This window comes from Streptomyces sp. NPDC058796 (assembly GCF_042745235.1).
GTDB lineage: Bacteria > Actinomycetota > Actinomycetes > Streptomycetales > Streptomycetaceae > Streptomyces.
In genome coordinates, this window is sequence record NZ_JBHYOP010000002.1 from 628,685 (window position 1) to 646,585 (window position 17,901).

Below are 17,901 nucleotides of genomic sequence, written 5' to 3' on the forward strand. Positions count from 1 at the left end.
ACCGGACGCCAAGGTGGCCGAAACCCGCGGGCTCGTCGCCGTCGGCGGCGGGAGCCGGCCGGGCGCCCCGCCAAGGCGGCGGCCCCCGTCCGCGCGGCCCTGGCGGCCGGGCGCACCCGTTGCGCCCGCCCCTCGGCGGCGACGGGGCCGGCGCGGTTCTCGGCCACCCCGGCCCCGTCCGCGAGGACGCGAGGCGTGGGAGAAGCGCACCCGGTCCACCGCCTCCGGGAGCTGAACGGAGGGTCAGCAAGCGGGACGTGAGGCGCCCCGCTCAAACGGCACAGGTACCCGCACATCCGTGCAGGGCCCTTGTGCAATTCCTCTGGAAGCCTCAATCTTTCGGCTGACGCACCAAAGCCGCCCCACGTTGTCATGGGCATGACTTACCCGTGTCCTGTCCATGTCCTGACGGGCGGTCTGCTCGGCGTGCACGAACCCCACCATGCACCACCCCCACCGAGGAGGACCCCTCAATGGCAGTGCTGCGTCACCACCCCCACCGCACCACCCGGCGAAGACTGGCCGCCGTCGGCGCCGTGGCCACCGCGGCCCTCACCGCGAGCCTCGTCTCCGCGCTCCCCGCCGGCGCCGCCCCGGCCGCCGCGGAGGGCCGCATCCAGTACCAGGACGCGGCGAACGCGGTCGCCGGCAGCTACATCGTGACCCTGAAGGCGGAGGAGGCGAGGTCCGGCTCCGCCGAGGGCCGCGCCGTGGCCAAGAAGTACGGCGCCGACATCGAGCGGACCTACACCAAGGCCCTCAACGGCTACGCGGTCGAGGCCTCGGAGACGGAGGCGAAACGTCTCGCCGCCGACCCGGCCGTCGCCTCCGTCGTCCAGAACCGCACCTTCCACGTCACCGGCACCCAGCCGAACCCGCCCTCCTGGGGCCTGGACCGCATCGACCAGCAGAACCGCCCGCTGGACAGCTCGTACACCTACCCGGACAGCGCCGGACGGGGCGTGACGGCGTACGTCATCGACACCGGCGTCCGCATCACCCACAGCGACTTCGGCGGCCGCGCCTCCTACGGCTACGACGCCATCGACAACGACAACACCGCCCAGGACGGCCACGGTCACGGCACCCACGTCGCCGGCACCGTGGCGGGCAGTGCGTACGGTGTCGCCAAGCAGGCGAAGGTCGTCGGTGTCCGGGTACTGAACAACTCCGGTTCCGGCACCACCGCGCAGGTCGTCGCCGGCATCGACTGGGTCGCCCGCAACGCCGTCAAGCCCGCCGTCGCCAACATGTCTCTCGGCGGCGGTGCCGACAGCGCCCTCGACACGGCCGTCCGCAACGCCATCTCCTCCGGCGTCACCTTCGTCGTCGCGGCCGGCAACGAGTCCACCAACGCCTCCACCAAGTCCCCGGCCCGGGTGACGGAGGCGATCACGGTCGGCGCCACCACGTCGAGCGACGCCCGCGCCAGCTACTCCAACTACGGCTCGGTCCTGGACGTCTTCGCGCCGGGCTCCTCCATCACCTCCGCCTGGAACAGCGGCGACTCGGCCACCAACACCATCTCCGGTACGTCGATGGCGAGCCCGCACGTCGCCGGGGCCGCCGCGCTCCACCTGGCCGACAACCCCTCGGCCACCCCCGCGCAGGTCGCCTCCGCGCTGACGTCCGCCGCCACCAGCGGCGTCGTCTCCAACCCCGGCACCGGCTCGCCCAACCGGCTGCTGTACGTCGGCGACGGCGGCACCACGCCCCCGCCGACCGGCGACCGCTTCGAGAACACCGGTGACTACACCATCCGGGACAACGCCACCGTCGAGTCCCCGGTGACCGTCTCCGGCGTCTCGGGCAACGCCCCCTCGGCGCTCTCCGTTGACGTGAACATCGTCCACAGCTACATCGGCGACCTCCAGGTCCAGCTGGTCGCCCCGGACGGCACGGCGTACACGCTCAAGTCGTACGGCACCGGCGGCAGCGCCAACGACATCAACACCACGTACACCGTCAACGCCTCCTCGGAGACCGCCAACGGCACCTGGAAGCTGCGGGTCAGCGACAACGCCTCGTGGGACACCGGGCGGATCGACGCCTGGGCCCTGCAGTTCTGACGGCTGATCAGTCGTAGGAACCGATGACCTCGTCCTCGCGGAACGGCTCCGGGTCGGTGACCCAGCCCGCCGCGAGGACGAGGCGCGTGTGCCGGTGGACGGCGAGGAAGCCGAAGGGGCGGTCGAAGACGGCCCGGACGGTGGTGCGCAGCCACCGCAGCTCGGGTAACCCGGCCCCCGCCGCGCCCATCGCCGTGACGGCGGCGGCCTCGAACCCCCGGGCGTCGAACCGGGCCAGCGCGGACTGCCGGGCCGACTCGATACACAGCGGGTACGAGCTGACGCCGGGGAAGTGACCGTGCACCGGCAGCCGCGCCGTCGCCAGTCCGAACAGCTCCGGGCGTTCCAGCAGGTCGTGCTCGGAGGTGACCGCGTACGGCGGCAGCGTCACGTCCAGCACCGGCGGCTCGGGCCGCATCGTGGGCTCCCGTACGACCTCGACCCCCGGGCCCGCCTCCCCGTACGGCAGGCGCGAACCCGGCGTCACCGGGTGCCGGCGCGCGAGGACACCGATCCCCGCTTCGAGCACCTGACCGGGGGGCATTTCCGCCTCGCCGAGCAGCAGATGGACGTCCACGGCGGTGTCGCCCAGTACCTTCAGCTCGGTGACGTGGCCGTCCGGCGTGTCCGCCACGCCGATCCGGTCGAGCAGCGTGCTGTGGCGCCACAGGCCCGCCAGTTCACGCCCCTGCCAGGGGCCGGTCTCCGGGGTGAGCCACCCCTCCTCGAAGGGCTTCAGCCACCGGGTGCGCAGCGCCAGCGCGCTCGCCAGCACCATCTCGGTGTCCCGCGTCGTCCGCACCGGCATGCGCTCGATCAGCCCGTCCGTGCGCTTCGCCGCCCAGGCGTCCAGCGCCGCCCCGTCGGCCTCCGCGTCGCCCGTGAGCACGCCGTGCGTGTCGGCGGGCAGCCCGGCCTCCCACCGCTCGCGCAGTTCCAGGGTGCGCTTGGTCCACAGCCCCAGGGCGCTCTCCAGGCCGCGCACCGAGCCGAGGCCGGTGAGCAGTTCGCGGGCCGCCACGGCCGCCCGGCCGGCGGGCACGCCCACCGCCTCCTCCAGCTCCGACCGGGCCGCGCCCGCCGCGCCGTCGGCGAGCAGGGCCAGCAGGGGCCACACGCCCACCGCCGAGAGCACCGTGCTCCCGTCGGTGGCGGACGCCCAGCGTGCCGTGAGCCCGTTCACCGCCTGGACCGTCGTGCTCGTGACCCGCATGCCGTCCCCGCCCTCCGCACGCTTACCATCGCTCAGTGATCGGCCGGCCACCCGAGGGAAGGCCCGCCCCAGCCCCGCGGCGCCTCCGCGTCACCGCCCGAAACAGGAGCACGGTACACGTGTCCATACCGCCGCCGCCCGGCCCCCAAGAGCCCTTCCCTCAGGGGCAGTCCCCGCAGCAGCAGGCCCCGCAGCAGTATCCCCAGGGGCACCACTGCGCCCAGGGCCCGTACCCGCCGCCGCAGCCGCAGTACCCGGGCGGAGCCTGGGGTCGGCCCTACATGGCCCATCCCCGGCAGCCGCCCGTCAACGGGTTCGCCATCGCCGCCTTCGTGCTGGGCGTCCTCTGCTGCGTGCCCGCGGTCGGGCTGGTGCTGGGGCTGGTCGCGCTGGCCCGCATCAGGAAGCGGGGCGAGCGGGGCAAGGGCTTCGCGGTGGCCGGTTCCGTACTGTCCTCCGTGGGGCTGGTCCTGTGGGCGGTGACGCTCTCCACGGGTGCCGCCGCCGACTTCTGGGACGGCTTCCGGGACGCCGCGCGGGGCGAGGGCACCGCGTACGCGCTCGAGAAGGGCGAGTGCTTCACCACCCCCAGCGGCTCCCTGCAGGGCGTGACGTACGACGTCGACCAGGTGCCCTGCGCGCGGGAGCACGACGGCGAGGTGTTCGCCGTGTTCGACCTGCCCGGCGGCGCCTACCCCGGCGACGCGGAGATCACCCGGGTCGCCGACGAGCGGTGCTACGCCCTCCAGGACTCCTACGCCATGGACCGCTGGGCCCTGCCGGCCGACGTGGACGTGTACTACCTGACGCCGACCGCGCAGAGCTGGCGCGGCGGCGACCGCGAGGTCACCTGCCTGTTCGGGAACACGGACGAGCGGAGCACACTGACCGGCTCCCTGCGCATGGACGCCACGACCCTCGACGCCGACCAGCACGCCTACCTGTCGGCGGAGGGCCACCTCCAGCGCGCCATGGACGAGATCCCGGCCACCGAGACCGTCGAGGAGGACCTCCCCGGATACCGGGCCTGGGCGGGGAAGGTGTCGCAGGCGCTCGCGGAGGAGGCCGGGATGCTGCGCGGGCACGACTGGCCGGCGGAGTCGGAGCAGCCGCTCGCCGCGCTGGTCGAGGACCTGGAGGCGGCGACGCGGGAGTGGAGCCTGGCGGCCGGGGCCGCCGACGTCGACACGTACTACGAGCACCTCGACAAGGGCTACACGCTCATCGAGGGCGACACCACGGTCACCGCCCGCGAGTCCCTGGGGCTGGACACCACGCCGCCGGTCTACGACGAGTCCGGTGACGGTGGGGCAGAGGGCCCCGGCATGGAGGTGTGACGGCGGCTATAGCGGGGAGAAAGTGCCTGCGTAAAGCCCTCCGACGGCACAAGTCATCACTTCGAGTGATTCTCTGGCCTTTGCTTGCCTGGCACAACCTACGGTTGCCACGCTGTTGCTGTCTGTACAACCTGATGGGAGCGGCCAGTGACATTCGGTGAGCAGCCGGCGTATCTCCGCGTCGCGGGTGATCTCCGCAAGAAGATCACCGACGGACTGCTGCCGCCCCACACCCGCCTCCCGTCCCAGGCGCGGATCCGCGAGGAGTACGGCGTCTCGGACACCGTCGCGCTGGAGGCGCGCAAGGTGCTGATGGCCGAGGGGCTGGTCGAGGGCCGGTCCGGTTCCGGGACGTATGTGCGTGAGCGGCCCGTGCCCCGGCGCATCGCCCGGTCCGGGTTCCGGCCGGCGGGCGGTGCCACGCCCTTCAGGCAGGAGCAGGCCGACGGTGAGGCGCGCGGCACGTGGGAGTCGCGCAGCGAGCAGGCCGAGGCGAGCGGCGCCGTCGCCGAGCGGCTGGGGATCAAACCCGGGGACCGGGTGATGTGCACCCGGTACGTCTACCGGGACGGTGGCGAGGCCATGATGCTCTCCACCTCCTACGAGCCGCTGGACCTCACCGGCCGTACGCCGGTGATGCTGCCCGAGGAGGGGCCGCTCGGCGGCATGGGCGTCGTCGAGCGGATGGCCGCCATCGACGTCGTGGTCGACAACGTGACGGAGGAGGTCGGCGCCCGCCCCGGCCTCGCGGAGGAGCTGCTCGCCCTCGGCGGCGTCCCCGGGCACGTGGTGCTGGTCGTCCAGCGCACCTTCTACGCCTCGGGCCGGGCCGTCGAGACGGCCGACGTGGTCGTTCCCGCCGACCGGTACCGGGTGGCGTACCACCTGCCCGTCAAGTAGCGGCGCCGCCGGGGGAGTTCACGCGCCCCCGGTCGTGTGAGATGGCGCACGCCTCTCGTGCGCCTCCCGCGCCCCTTTTCCGTGTCCGTGCGGACGTCCGCCCCCTCGCCGACGTCGGCACGGTGCCGCGATCCGGCCGTTCCCGCAGGTCGTCTCCACGTCCTCGGCATGGCTCCGAACCGAAGCATCGGCGCGCGCACGGCGCACTCCGCGTCGTGCGCCCCCACCGTTCTGGCCGGTTGGGTACCTCTTTGTGTAAAGCCGTATTCGCTGCGTGAAGGTTAGGCGTAGGCTCGGGCATATGCGGATTGCGGTTTCCTTGGCAGGCGGGGCGCGGCGCGGGCCGTGGACGGGAAGTGGAGGGGCGCGATGAACGACGGCACGGTCACTCTTCCCTGGCTGGTCTTCCGGCAGGACGACAACGGCAACCGCTACCGCGTGGGCAGGTACGCGACCCGGGCCGAGGCCCAGAGGATCGCGGACACCCTCGACGGTCGCGGCCACCAGCAGCTCTACTGGGTCGAGAAGCTCGGCGCGGGCGGCACGGGCGCGGCGGACTGACCGCGCCGCGCGAGCGGCCGGCGGGACCGCTGGGCCGTCGCCCCGGGAAGAGCCGTAGGCTCCCGCGCATGACGGAACGGATCGTGGTGGGCGCCGCCCTGGTCGACGACGGACGCCTGCTCGCGGCGCGCCGCAGCGCGCCGGCCGAGCTGGCCGGGCGCTGGGAGCTGCCCGGCGGCAAGGTGGAGGCGGGGGAGAAGCCCGAGGCGGCCCTCGTGCGCGAGCTGCGCGAGGAACTGGGCGTGACCGCAGAGCCCGGTGAACGGGTCCCGGGGCAGTGGCCCCTGCGGGCCCCCTTCGTGCTCCACGTGTGGACCGCGCGCCTGCTCCCCGGTTCCGCGGCCCCCGCACCGCTCGAGGACCACGACGACCTGCGCTGGCTCACCCCCGCCGAGGTCTGGGACGTGCCGTGGCTCGACCAGGACGTACCGGCCGTCGAGCGGACGCTCGCCCACCTCGGACTGGAGGCGCCGGACGCGCGCGGCGCGTGAGAACGGCCCGGCGTGAGCGCCTTGTGCGCCGTGAGTGCAACTGTGCGCCCTCCTCGACGGTACCGGCGCCCGAGAACCGGGTATGTGCCCATTAACCCCACGAAACCGGACATGGGTGGGAGTCGCCGGCCGGGGAAGTGATCGGCGTGATCGACAGCGAAGGCGGCTGTGCCGAGTGGGTCTTTCCCGCGGTGCCGGACGCCGTGCGGACCGCTCGCTCCCGCGTCCGCGGCGCCCTTCGCGAATGGGGCCTCGACGACGTCGGCGACATCGCCGCCCTGCTGGTCAGCGAGCTGGTCACCAACGCCCTGCGGCACGCCACCGGGCCCATCGGCGTCCGCCTGGTGCGCCGCCGGGCCGGGCCGGACGGCATCCTGCTGGTGGAGGTCTCCGACCCGCTTCCGGACCCGCCCCGTGTCCGCGTCGCCCGGCCCGGCGACGAGGACGGCCGCGGCCTGCAACTCGTGGCCTCCTCCGCGCGCCGCTGGGGGACCCGGCCCGGGGAGGCGGGCAAGACGGTCTGGTTCGAACTCGCCGTGCCCGAGTGACGGAACGGCCGGGTGACGCTCCGTTTTCCGCCCACCAACTGGTTCAGGCCAGTGGCAGTTGTCGAACTGCGTGATTCGATGCCGTGTCCGCTGGTTAGAAGACTGGAAGTGTTGTCACGGTCCGGACCGAAAACCATCGGGACCGTGCTGTGATCGTGAACACCGTGTCGTGCGGCGCCGTAGTGCTGGATACTGCGGGCAGCCGCTGCCGGTGACCGGTGCCGGACGCGGTGAGCTGGAGGGGACGGTTCGCGTGAGCGAGATACCAGCGAGGGCCACGGGGTCCGAGGGCCCGTCGGGCGGCGCGCCGTTCGGTGACGCGGTGTGGCAGAGCAGCCCGCCCGGCTCCATCTACGACTACATCAAGGTCGCGTCCTTCTCCATCGGCCCCGACGGTTTCGTCGACCAGTGGAGCCTGCGCGCCGAGCAACTGCTCGGCATCCGGGCCGAGCAGGCCGTCGGCACCGACCCCATCGAGGCCTTCATCGACCCCGACCTGCGGGAGCGGGGCCAGCGCAAGATGGCCGAGATCCTCGACGGGCGGGAGTGGACCGGCGTGGTGCCCTTCCGGGTGCCGGACCGCGGTACCGAGGGCGGCGGCCGGCGCGGAGGCGGGCAGCGTGGGCTCGCCGAGGTGTACGTCATGCCGACGCGGACGGGCGACGGGGAGAAGGCCGCCGTCTGCATCGTCGTCGACGTCCGCGTGCTGCGCAGCATCGAGACCGACCTCGCCGCCTCGCAGGCCATATTCGGCCAGTCTCCGTTCGGCTTCCTCCTGATCGACCCCGACCTCAGGGTGCGCCGCGCCAACGAGCGGTTCGCCTCCGTCTTCGGCGGCACACCGGACGACCACCGGGGCAAGGGCGTCCACGACTACCTGCCGCGCGCCGAGGCCGACCGGGTCTCCGCGACCCTGCGCCGGGTGCTGGAGACCGGCGACTCCATCACCGACATGCACGTCACCGGCTTCACCCCGGGCACCGAGGACCGCCGCCACTGGTCGGTCAACCTCTACCGCGTGCACAGCGGTTCCGGGCGCCCCATCGGCGTCGCCTGGCTCGGCACCGACATCACCGCCCGCCGCGAGGCCGCCCGCGAGGCCGCTGCCGCCCGGCGCAACCTCGCCCTGCTCAACGAGGCGGGCGCCCGCATCGGCAACTCCCTCGACCTGGAGACCACCGCCCGCGAACTCCTCGACGTCGTCGTCCCCGGCTTCTGCGACCTGGCCACCGTCGACCTGTACCAGGGTCTGCTGGTGGGCGACGAGACCCCGCCCGGCCTCGCCGACGGCAGCGCGGAACTGCGCCGCGTCGCCTTCTCGAGCGCCGTCTCCGACGCGCCCTTCCACGGCACCGGCGAGCGGGTCAAGCTCGGCGCCGTCCACCACTACCCGTTCAACTCGCCCTGCGCGGACGCCCTGCGCACCGCCCGGCCACGCACGGTCCCCGCCGAGGACGGCGGCCTCGTGCAGTCCACGCTCGCCGTCCCGATGGTCGCCCACGACACCGTCGTCGGGCTCGCCCAGTTCGCCCGCACCAAGGGCAGCGAGCCGTTCGGCGACCGCGACCGCGACCTCGCCGTGGAACTCGCCGCGCGCGCCGCCGTCTGCATCGACAACGCCCGCCTCTACCGGCGCGAGCACGAACGCGCGCTGATACTGCAGCGGTCCCTGCTGCCGCCCGGCGACCCCGAGGCGTCCGGCCTGGACATCGCCTGCCGCTACCTGCCCGGCAACGCGGCCACCGGCCGGCCCAGCGAGGTCGGCGGCGACTGGTTCGACGTCATCGAACTGCCCGGTCACCGCACCGCGCTGGTCGTCGGCGACGTCATGGGCCGCGGCCTGCGCGCCGCCGTCGCCATGGGCGAACTCCGCACGGCCGTCCGCACCCTCGCCGGACTCGACCTCGAACCGGCCGAAGTGCTCTCCCAGCTCGACGAGATCGCCCGCGGCCTCGGTGCTCCCGGCGGCGTCCAGCAGGCCACCCGGGCCGCCCGCCGCCCCCGCGAGGCCGACCTCTCCGAGGTCTACCTGGCGACCTGCGTCTACGCCGTCTACGACTCGGTGACCCGGCGCTGCACCTTCGCCAACGCCGGCCACCTGCCGCCCGTCCTGGTCGAGCCCGGCGAGTCCGCGCTGATGCTGGACGTACCGCCGGGCCTGCCGCTCGGCGTCGGCGGCGAGCCCTTCGAGGAGGTGGAGGTCGAACTGCCCGAGGGCGCCCTGCTCGCCCTCTACACCGACGGTCTGGTCGAGAGCCGCGACCACCCCCTCGACGAGGGCCTCCAGGCGTTCGTCGGCGCGCTCACCGACCCCGCGCGCCCCCTGGAGGACGTCTGCGACCAGGTCCTCAACACCCTCGACAGCCATCACGGCGAGGACGACATCGCCCTGCTCATGGCCCGCGTCCAGGGGCTGCCCAGCGAGTCCGTCGGGGACTGGACCCTGCCCCGCGAGCCGCGCAGCGTCGGCCGGGCCCGCGAACTGGCCCGCGCCAAGCTGCTCGACTGGGACATGGAACCGCTGGTCGACACCACGGAACTGCTCGTCAGCGAACTGGTCACCAACGCCCTCAGGTACGGCGAGGGCGAGATCAGGCTCCGCCTCCTCCTCGACCGCACCCTGGTCTGCGAGGTCTGGGACTCCGGCCTGGTCCAGCCCCGCAGGCGCCGCGCCCGCGACACCGACGAGGGCGGCCGCGGACTGCAACTGGTCGGCCTGCTCAGCGCGGCCTGGGGCTCACGCCGTACGCCGCGCGGCAAGACGGTGTGGTTCGAGCTGCCCCTGCCGGGCGGCGACACCCAGCTCACGGACCCGGCGGAGGCGTTGCTGAGCCTGTTCTGACCCGGCCCGGAGTCGTACGGTTCCGGGCCCGCCGGGTGCGGCGCACACGGCCGTACCCCGCCAGCAGCAGGGCCGCCCCGGCCGCGACCAGGGGCGGCACCAGATCGGCGGAGATCACCGCCACGCACCCCTGACCGCAACCGGAACACCGGTTCGAGCCGTCCTCGCTGGCAACACGCAGCGAGCGTACGCACGTGAACCGGCCACCGCGACCGGGGACGGGCCACAGGGAGGGGACACCGTGGAGGACACGGAGCCGAGAAACACCGACCCGCACGAGAAAGCCGCCGGCGGCGATCACCCCCCACAGGGGCCACCCGCACCCGACGACGAAAGCCGCACGGGCAGTGCGGGTGGGAACCGGAACGCCGAAGGCGGGGCCGAGGCCACCAAGCGAACCCGAACCCGCACCCGCGTCCGCCGCGCCGCCCTCGCCGTCCTCCTGGTCCTGCTCCTCCCCCTCCTCACCGCCGAGACCGCCCTCCGCGTCAACTACATGGGCGACCCCGCCGACGGCACCCACACCAGGAACCGCGACGCGATGTGGCTCGGCCACGCCTGGGTCGACGGCCGCAAGGACGACGCGGACCTCGCCGCCTTCGCCGCCCGCCTGAAGACCACCGGCATCCGCGACCTGTACGTCCACACCGGCCCGCTGGAACACGACGGCACCCTGCCGAAGGCCCGCTACCCCAAGGCCCGCTGGCTGATCGACGCCGTCCACCGCGAACTGCCCGGCGTCCGCGTCCAGGCCTTCCTCGGCGACGTCCTCGTCACCGAGGGCCCCGACGGCATGCACCTGGACCGCGCCGACACCCGCGCCGCCGTCGTCGGCTCCGCCCGCCAGGTCCTGGACGCCGGCTACGACGGCGTCCACCTCGACCTGGAGCCCCTGCACTCCGGCGACCGGAACTACCTCTCCCTCCTGGACGACCTGCGCGCCGTCACCCGCGACGAGGACGCGCAGCTGTCCGTGGCCGCCCACCAGATCGACCCGCTGCCCGCCCTGCACACCGTCTTCGGTGTCTTCACCGAGAACCCCAAGTGGTGGTCGCAGGAGTTCTTCGGCCAGGTCGCCCGCCGCGTCGACCAGATCGCGGTGATGACGTACGACACCGCGCAGCCGCTGGAGGGCACCTACGGCGGCTACGTGGCCCAGCAGACGTCCCTCGCCCTGGAGGTCACCCCGCCCACCACCCACCTGCTGATGGGCCTGCCCTTCTACCACGAGAGCAACTTCGACCACTGGGGTCACGCCGAGACCGTGGAAGCCGCCGTACGCGGCGTCCGCCTCGGCCTCTCCCGGACGGACGCCGACCGGGAGCTCTTCGGCGTCGCCCCGTACATCGACTTCGCGGCGACCGAAACGAACTGGAAGGAATACCGCGAGGGCTGGGTCCGCCAGGACCCGAACTAGGACCGGCGCCGGATCTTCGACCCCAGCCACACCAGCGGGTCGTACCTGCGGTCCACAACCCGTTCCTTCAGCGGGATCAGCGCGTTGTCCGTGATCTTGATGCCCTCGGGGCAGACCTCCGTGCAGCACTTGGTGATGTTGCAGTAGCCGAGGCCGTGCTCGTCCTGGGCCGTGCGACCGCGGTCCAGGCCGGTGTCCCCGGCCGCGTCCAGCGGGTGCATGTCCAGCTCCGCGACGCGCATCAGGAAACGCGGGCCCGCGAAGGCCGGCTTGTTCTCCTCGTGGTCACGGACGACGTGGCAGGTGTCCTGGCAGAGGAAGCACTCGATGCACTTGCGGAACTCCTGCGAGCGGTCGACGTCCTCCTGCATCATCCGGTACTCGCCCGGCCCCAGGTCGGCGGGCGGCACGAAGGCCGGGACCTCCCGGGCCTTGGTGTAGTTGAAGCCGACGTCCGTCACCAGGTCCCGGATCACCGGGAAGGCCCGCAGCGGCGTGACGGTGATCGTCTCCTCGCGGGTGAAGACGGACATGCGGGTCATGCACAGCAGCCGCGGACGCCCGTTGATCTCCGCCGAGCACGAACCGCACTTGCCCGCCTTGCAGTTCCACCGCACGGCGAGGTCGGGGGCCTGGGTGGCCTGGAGGCGGTGGATGATGTCGAGGACCACCTCGCCGTCGTTCACCTCGACGCGGAAGTCCTCCAGGCCGCCGCCCTCCACGTCACCCCGCCACACCTTGAAGCGGGCCTCGTAGCCGCTCATTCGGACAGCTCCTCTTCGGCGAGGTACTTGACCAGCTCCTCCTTGTCGAACAGGGCGAGCAGGTCGGGACGGATGGGTTCGGCGGCCTCGCGGGTCAGGGCGATCTGGCCGCGCACCGGGTCGGTGGCCGCCAGACCCCCGGTCGGGTCGGTGAGGGAGCACAGCAGGTTGACGCCCCGCCAGGCGCGGTCCATCGCCGCGTGGTCCTCACGGGTGTGCCCGCCGCGCGACTCGGTCCGCTCCAGTGCGGCCCGCGCCACGCACTCGCTGACCAGCAGCATGTTGCGCAGGTCCAGGGCGAGGTGCCAGCCCGGGTTGAACTGCCGATGCCCCTCCACCCCGGCCCGGCGGGCCCGGAGCCGCAGCTCGGCCAGCTTCTCCAGGGCCTGCTTCATCTCCGGCTCGCGGCGGATGATGCCGACCAGGTCGTTCATGGTCTGCTGGAGTTCCTGGTGGAGGGTGTACGGGTTCTCCGGCGGGCTGTCGTCGGGTTCCGCCGGCTCCGCCTCCGCGGAGAACGGCCGCAGGGCCTCCGCGGCGGCGGCGTCGACCTGGGCGTCGGCCACCCGGGGTCGCGCCCCGTCGTCCTGCCCCGCCGCGTACTCGGCCGCGTGCCGGCCCGCCCGGCGCCCGAACACCAGCAGGTCGGAGAGCGAGTTGCCGCCGAGCCGGTTGGAGCCGTGCATGCCGCCGGCCACCTCACCGGCCGCGTACAGCCCCGGCACCCCGCGCGCGGCGGCCGTGTCGGAGTCGACGGCGATGCCGCCCATCACGTAGTGGCAGGTGGGCCCGACCTCCATCGGCTCGGCCGTGATGTCGACGTCGGCCAGCTCCTTGAACTGGTGGTACATGGACGGCAGCCGGCGCCTGATCACCTCGGCGGGCATCCGCGTCGACACGTCGAGGAAGACGCCGCCGTGCGGTGAGCCCCGGCCCTCCTTCACCTCGGCGTTGATGGCCCGCGCCACCTCGTCCCGGGGAAGCAGCTCCGGGGGCCGCCGGTTGTGGTCCGGGTCGTCGTACCAGCGGTCGGCCTCCTCCTCCGTCACCGCGTACTTGTCCTTGAAGACGTCCGGGACGTAGTCGAACATGAACCGCTTGCCGTCGGAGTTCCGGAGCACGCCGCCGTCGCCGCGCACCGACTCGGTGACGAGGATGCCCTTCACCGACGGCGGCCAGACCATGCCGGTCGGGTGGAACTGCACGAACTCCATGTTCAGCAGCGGCGCCCCGGCCAGCAGTGCCAGGGCGTGGCCGTCGCCCGTGTACTCCCACGAGTTCGACGTCACCTTGAAGGACTTGCCGATGCCGCCCGTGGCGATCACCACCGAGGGCGCCTGGAGCACGAAGAAGCGGCCCGTCTCGCGCTCGTAGCCGAAGACGCCGCAGACCTGGCCGCCCTCCTTGAGGACGCGGGTGACCGTGCACTCCTGGAAGACCTTCAGCCGGGACTCGTAGTCGCCGGTCTCCCGGAAGTCCTCCTGCTGGAGCGAGACGATCTTCTGCTGGAGGGTGCGGATCAGCTCCAGGCCCGTGCGGTCGCCGACGTGGGCGAGGCGCGGGTACTCGTGGCCGCCGAAGTTGCGCTGCGAGATCCGGCCGTCCTCCGTACGGTCGAACAGCGCGCCCCAGGTCTCCAGCTCCCACACCCGCTGCGGCGCCTCCTGGGCGTGCAGTTCGGCCATCCGCCACTGGTTGAGGAACTTGCCGCCGCGCATGGTGTCGCGGAAGTGGACCTGCCAGTTGTCACCGGAGTTGGCGTTGCCCATGGCGGCCGCGATGCCGCCCTCGGCCATCACGGTGTGCGCCTTGCCGAACAGGGACTTGCAGATCACGGCCGTACGGGCGCCCCGCTCGCGGGCCTCGATCGCGGCGCGCAGTCCCGCACCGCCCGCGCCCACCACGACGACGTCCCATTCCTGCCGGTCGACCACGGACATCAGAACAACCTCGGATCGTCGAAGGCACCGGACGCGACGAGATACACGTAGAAGTCGGCGAGCGCCACGCTCACCAGCGACGCCCAGGCGAGCTGCATGTGGCGCGCGTTGAGCTTCCCGGCCCACTGCCACATCCGGTAGCGCACGGGGTGCCGGGAGAAGTGCTTGAGCTTGCCGCCGACGATGTGCCGGCAGGAGTGGCAGGAGAGGGTGTACGCCCAGATCAGCACGATGTTGACGAGGAACACCAGGGTGCCCAGGCCCATGTGGCCCCACGCGTAGTCCTCGTCGCGGAAGGCGAGCACGGTGTCGTAGGTGAGGATCAGCGCGACCAGGAGGGCCGCGTAGAAGAAGTACCGGTGGACGTTCTGCAGGATCAGCGGGAAGCGGGTCTCGCCGGAGTACTTCTTGTGCGGCTCGGCCACCGCGCAGGCCGGCGGGGACGCCCAGAAGCCCCGGTAGTAGGCCTTGCGGTAGTAGTAGCAGGTCAGGCGGAAGCCGAGCGGGAAGACCAGGATGATGATCGCGGGGGAGATGCCCCACCAGCTGCCGAAGACCTCCCAGTTGGGCCCCGCGCGCATCGGCTCGCAGTTCTCCGCCAGGCAGGGGGAGTAGAAGGGCGAGACGTAGGGGGCCGCGTAGTAGTCCGCGCCCGCGAACGCCCGCCAGGTCGAGTAGACGACGAAGGCCAGCAGTCCGGCGGCGGTGGCGGCCGGTGCCAGCCACCAGCGGTCGGTGCGCAGGTGCGGGGCGCGGATGGCGGCGCGCGTCGGGCTGTGGACGCCGCCGCCCGGGGGATGGGGGTCGGTGGCTGGGGGTTCCGTGCCAGTGGCCACTGGGCGACTCCGGTCGGTCGGGTCGGGTTCAGGGAGCGCGGCGGTCGCGGGCGCCGAGGCCCTCGTCGTCCGAGTCCGTCCACAGCGAGCCGTCGTACGGCGTGTCGGGGATCGTGACGAGGTCCGGACGCCTGGGCGCGTCCGGCGCGGCTGCCGCCGCCCGCAGCAGCGCGACGCTGTCGCGCAGGTGGTCGGTGTCGGTGCGGACCCGGCGGACCTCCAGGCCGCCGCTGCCCAGCTGCTGCTCCAGCCGGGCCACCGACCGGGAGAGGTCGTCGAGACTGCGTTGGATCGATGACAGGTCGTCGTGCACGGACATGACGTGACCTCGCTTCCGCCGGCCGCGGCGCGGAACGGCCTTGGTGGTGACGTTCATGCGCCTGAGAGTGTCGCGCGTCACACCTGTCGCTGGGAAGGGACGTGCAGCGATTGGCCGGGGCGTGTCGGTGCATCGCGGGTGGCGTTGCGCCGCACGGGTGGGCTTGCGCACCGTCACCGCCGTGTCTCCCGGCATGGCCGAACCGTTTCCTCTTCAGTGGCCGCATCCCGTCCGAATACAAATGATCAACTCCAAATACCGCCAAAAGCGACAACGCCCGCGGCCTTCCGGAGGTAGCAGAGATGTCCCACGTCGGCGTCGGACCGCGCGCGGTCATGCGTTCGGTCGCCTTCCTCACCGCGGGCGCGCTCGCTCTCCCCGCGATGGCCGGCTGCACCTCCGAGGACCCGGCGGGCAAGCCGCTCGCCGAGCAGGACGTCGCCGCCGCGGCCCGGGCCCGCATCGCCGACGGCGGCACCCTGCGCTGGGCCGTGGACTCCGTACCGGAGACGCTGAACGCCTTCCAGTCCGACGCCGACGCCACCACCACCCGCGTCGCCCAGGCCGTGCTGCCCTCCATGTACCGGATGGACGAGCGGGGCCGTCCGGTGCGCAACCCCGACTACCTGGAGTCGGCCGAGGTCGTGGAGACCGAGCCCAAGCAGGTCGTCGTCTACAAGCTCAACCAGCAGGCCGTCTGGAGCGACGGCCGGGAGATCGGCGCCGCCGACTTCGCCGCCCAGTGGCGCGCCCTGTCGGGCAAGGACACCGCCTACTGGACCGCCCGCAACGCCGGCTACGACCGCATCGAGAAGATCGAGCGCGGGGCGAACGACCTGGAGGTCAGGGTCACCTTCGACCGGCCCTACGCCGACTGGAAGTCGCTGTTCACGCCGCTGTACCCGAAGGACGTCACCGGTTCCCCCGACGCCTTCAACGACGGCGCCCGGCGGGAGCTCGACGTCACCGCCGGACCCTTCGCCGTCAAGAAGGTCGACACCAAGGCCGACGAGGTGGTCCTCACCGGCAATCCCCGCTGGTGGGGAGAGCCGGCCAAGCTGGACAAGATCGTCCTGCGTGCCGTGCCGCGCGACGAGCGGGTCTCCGAGCTGGTCGCCGGCGAGCTCGACCTGGCCGAGATCGACCCGGACACCGCCGAACAGGTCGCCGTGGCCGCCGGCCCCCGGGACGCCGGCACCGGCACCCCGCTCATGGGCCCGGACGGCACCCCGGCCCCGGGCTCGGGCACCTCCGCGCTCCCGGGCCCGCAGGGCAGGTCCGCCGCCGAGGCGCTGCGCTCCTGGGCGGTCGCCAACGGCTCCGACGAGGAGGCCGCCGAGGAGGAGATCCTCGCCCGGGAGAAGCGGCGCAAGGCCGAGGCCAAGGCGGAACGCCGGCGCAAGGCCCTGAGCGGCTTCGAGGTCCGCAAGTCCCTGGAGCCGGCGTACACCCAGCTCGCCCTCAACGGCGCCGACGGCCCCCTCGCCGACGAACGCGTCCGCCGCGCGGTGGCCCGGGCCCTGGACCGGGAGAAGCTGGCCGCGGCGGTGCTGAAGCCGCTGGGTCTGCCCGCCGAGCCGGTCGGCAGCCACCTCGCGCTGTCCGGCCAGCCCGTCTACGCCGACGGCAGCGGCGCCCTCGGCGACCAGGACGCCAAGGAGGCCCGGGCGCTCCTCGCGGACGCCGGGTGGGTGCCCGGCGGACCGGTGAAGAAGACCGAGGACGGCGAGGAGGCGGCCGGCGCGGAGAAGTCCGCGGACGAGAAGGACGAGAAGGACGAGAAGAAGTCCGACGGCGGCGACGACGGCACGTACATCGTCGGCGAGGACGACAAGGCCACGGACGACAAGGCCACGGACGACAAGGCCACGGACGCCGGGGACCGGGGCGAGAAGGACGCCGACGACGCCGACGACGCCGACCAGGAGACCGGCGAGAGGCACAGCAGCGGCAAGAACACCGCGCAGGGCGGCGCCCCCGGCGCCTACGCCCCCAAGGGCACCGCCGCCCCGGCCGGCGCCGCGGCGGCCCCCGTCGCCAAGGACGGCAAGGCGCTCACCCTCAGTTTCGTGGTCCCCTCCGGCCCCGGCTCCAAGGCCCTGCGCACCGTGGCCGACCGCATCTCGGACATGCTGGAGAAGATCGGCATCGGTACCGAGATCACCAAGGTGCCGGACGAGAGCTACTTCAAGGACCACGTCGCCTCCGGCGAGTACGACCTGGCGCTCTACTCCTGGCCCGCCTCCGCCTTCCCCGCCACCGACGCCCGCCCCATCTACGCCAAGCCCGTCCCGGCCGCGGACGGCTCCCTGAACGTGGCGCAGAACTACACCCGGGTCGGCACCGACCAGGTCGACCAGCTCTTCGACCAGGCCATGGGCACGCTGGACCAGGACAAGGCACGGGATCTGCTGCGCAAGGCCGACTCGCGGATCTGGGCGGCGGCCGGCTCCGTCCCCCTCTACCAGCGCCCCCAGCTCGTGGCGGCCCGCGAGAACCTCGCCAACGCCGGCGCCTTCGGCTTCGAGACCCCGGTCTACGAGGACATGGGCTTCCTGAAGAAGGGCGCCCGGGGCGCCGAGGCCCCGGCGAGCCCCTCGAAGTGAGCGGGCGTCCCCGGCCCGTGCGCCCCCGCCCCGGCAAGCCGCAGCCCCCGGGGCCCCG

At 72.9% G+C, this 17,901-nt stretch carries 14 protein-coding genes; 9 read left to right on the forward strand and 5 right to left on the reverse strand.

Features of this window, described 5'->3' with window-relative positions:
- Window positions 1-473: 473 nt before the first annotated feature.
- Window positions 474-2,069, forward strand: coding sequence for a S8 family serine peptidase (locus ACFW47_RS08210; RefSeq protein ID WP_386287835.1), 1,596 nt, complete (start codon window positions 474-476; stop codon window positions 2,067-2,069).
- 7 nt (window positions 2,070-2,076) lie between these two features.
- Here the strand turns inward: ACFW47_RS08210 and ACFW47_RS08215 are convergent, their stop codons facing one another.
- Window positions 2,077-3,282, reverse strand: coding sequence for a serpin family protein (locus tag ACFW47_RS08215; protein WP_386305190.1), 1,206 nt, complete (start codon window positions 3,280-3,282; stop codon window positions 2,077-2,079).
- 119 nt (window positions 3,283-3,401) lie between these two features.
- Here ACFW47_RS08215 and ACFW47_RS08220 point away from each other — a divergent pair, with 119 nt between their 5' ends.
- From ACFW47_RS08220 to ACFW47_RS08250, 7 genes are all read left to right on the forward strand, one after another.
- Complete coding sequence (locus ACFW47_RS08220) at window positions 3,402-4,619, forward strand: DUF4190 domain-containing protein (RefSeq protein WP_386305191.1); 1,218 nt, start codon at window positions 3,402-3,404, stop codon at window positions 4,617-4,619.
- A 147-nt stretch (window positions 4,620-4,766) separates the two neighbouring features.
- The gene (locus ACFW47_RS08225; protein WP_386287838.1) at window positions 4,767-5,519 is read left to right on the forward strand and encodes a GntR family transcriptional regulator; all 753 of its coding nucleotides are present in this window, start codon (window positions 4,767-4,769) and stop codon (window positions 5,517-5,519) included.
- 369 nt (window positions 5,520-5,888) lie between these two features.
- Window positions 5,889-6,080, forward strand: coding sequence for an SPOR domain-containing protein (locus ACFW47_RS08230; RefSeq protein WP_073724533.1), 192 nt, complete (start codon window positions 5,889-5,891; stop codon window positions 6,078-6,080).
- Between the two features lie 68 nt (window positions 6,081-6,148).
- Window positions 6,149-6,571, forward strand: a complete 423-nt coding sequence (locus ACFW47_RS08235) for a (deoxy)nucleoside triphosphate pyrophosphohydrolase (RefSeq protein ID WP_386287839.1) — start codon at window positions 6,149-6,151, stop codon at window positions 6,569-6,571.
- Between the two features lie 137 nt (window positions 6,572-6,708).
- Complete coding sequence (locus ACFW47_RS08240) at window positions 6,709-7,119, forward strand: ATP-binding protein (RefSeq protein ID WP_386287840.1); 411 nt, start codon at window positions 6,709-6,711, stop codon at window positions 7,117-7,119.
- A 253-nt stretch (window positions 7,120-7,372) separates the two neighbouring features.
- Window positions 7,373-9,961: a SpoIIE family protein phosphatase gene (locus tag ACFW47_RS08245; RefSeq protein ID WP_386305193.1), complete on the forward strand. Its 2,589-nt coding sequence runs from the start codon at window positions 7,373-7,375 to the stop codon at window positions 9,959-9,961.
- 241 nt (window positions 9,962-10,202) lie between these two features.
- Entirely contained in the window at window positions 10,203-11,378 is a 1,176-nt protein-coding gene (locus ACFW47_RS08250) for a hypothetical protein (RefSeq protein ID WP_386305195.1), read from the forward strand.
- Here the strand turns inward: ACFW47_RS08250 and ACFW47_RS08255 are convergent.
- From ACFW47_RS08255 to ACFW47_RS08270, 4 genes are read right to left on the reverse strand one after another with little or no spacing between them, the layout of a single operon-like run.
- Window positions 11,375-12,142 (reverse strand): succinate dehydrogenase/fumarate reductase iron-sulfur subunit, encoded by a 768-nt coding sequence (locus tag ACFW47_RS08255; protein ID WP_386305196.1) that lies wholly within the window; start codon window positions 12,140-12,142, stop codon window positions 11,375-11,377. The two genes, ACFW47_RS08250 and ACFW47_RS08255, sit on opposite strands and share 4 nt — an antisense overlap.
- Window positions 12,139-14,082, reverse strand: a complete 1,944-nt coding sequence (locus tag ACFW47_RS08260; RefSeq protein WP_386305198.1) for a fumarate reductase/succinate dehydrogenase flavoprotein subunit — start codon at window positions 14,080-14,082, stop codon at window positions 12,139-12,141. Before ACFW47_RS08260 ends, ACFW47_RS08255 begins: the two co-directional genes overlap by 4 nt.
- Window positions 14,082-14,918: a hypothetical protein gene (locus tag ACFW47_RS08265; protein ID WP_386305199.1), complete on the reverse strand. Its 837-nt coding sequence runs from the start codon at window positions 14,916-14,918 to the stop codon at window positions 14,082-14,084. The genes ACFW47_RS08260 and ACFW47_RS08265 overlap by 1 nt, the downstream gene beginning before the upstream one ends.
- A 28-nt stretch (window positions 14,919-14,946) precedes the next feature.
- Window positions 14,947-15,237, reverse strand: coding sequence for a hypothetical protein (locus ACFW47_RS08270; RefSeq protein ID WP_073724518.1), 291 nt, complete (start codon window positions 15,235-15,237; stop codon window positions 14,947-14,949).
- 302 nt (window positions 15,238-15,539) lie between these two features.
- Here ACFW47_RS08270 and ACFW47_RS08275 point away from each other — a divergent pair, with 302 nt between their 5' ends.
- Window positions 15,540-17,843 carry an ABC transporter family substrate-binding protein gene (locus tag ACFW47_RS08275; protein WP_386305200.1) on the forward strand — a complete coding sequence of 768 codons (2,304 nt, stop codon included), beginning with the start codon at window positions 15,540-15,542 and terminating at the stop codon, window positions 17,841-17,843.
- Window positions 17,844-17,901: the final 58 nt, after the last annotated feature.

What these genes read in the sequence shown, in the direction of transcription:
- ACFW47_RS08235 (WP_386287839.1), top strand. Translation starts at nt 6,149, where the DNA reads ATGACGGAACGGATCGTGGTGGGCGCCGCCCTGGTCGACGACGGACGC.
- ACFW47_RS08270 (WP_073724518.1), bottom strand. Translation starts at nt 15,237, where the DNA reads ATGTCCGTGCACGACGACCTGTCATCGATCCAACGCAGTCTCGACGAC.
- ACFW47_RS08210 (WP_386287835.1), top strand. Translation starts at nt 474, where the DNA reads ATGGCAGTGCTGCGTCACCACCCCCACCGCACCACCCGGCGAAGACTG.
- ACFW47_RS08260 (WP_386305198.1), bottom strand. Translation starts at nt 14,082, where the DNA reads ATGTCCGTGGTCGACCGGCAGGAATGGGACGTCGTCGTGGTGGGCGCG.
- ACFW47_RS08230 (WP_073724533.1), top strand. Translation starts at nt 5,889, where the DNA reads ATGAACGACGGCACGGTCACTCTTCCCTGGCTGGTCTTCCGGCAGGAC.
- ACFW47_RS08215 (WP_386305190.1), bottom strand. Translation starts at nt 3,282, where the DNA reads ATGCGGGTCACGAGCACGACGGTCCAGGCGGTGAACGGGCTCACGGCA.
- ACFW47_RS08275 (WP_386305200.1), top strand. Translation starts at nt 15,540, where the DNA reads ATGTCCCACGTCGGCGTCGGACCGCGCGCGGTCATGCGTTCGGTCGCC.
- ACFW47_RS08255 (WP_386305196.1), bottom strand. Translation starts at nt 12,142, where the DNA reads ATGAGCGGCTACGAGGCCCGCTTCAAGGTGTGGCGGGGTGACGTGGAG.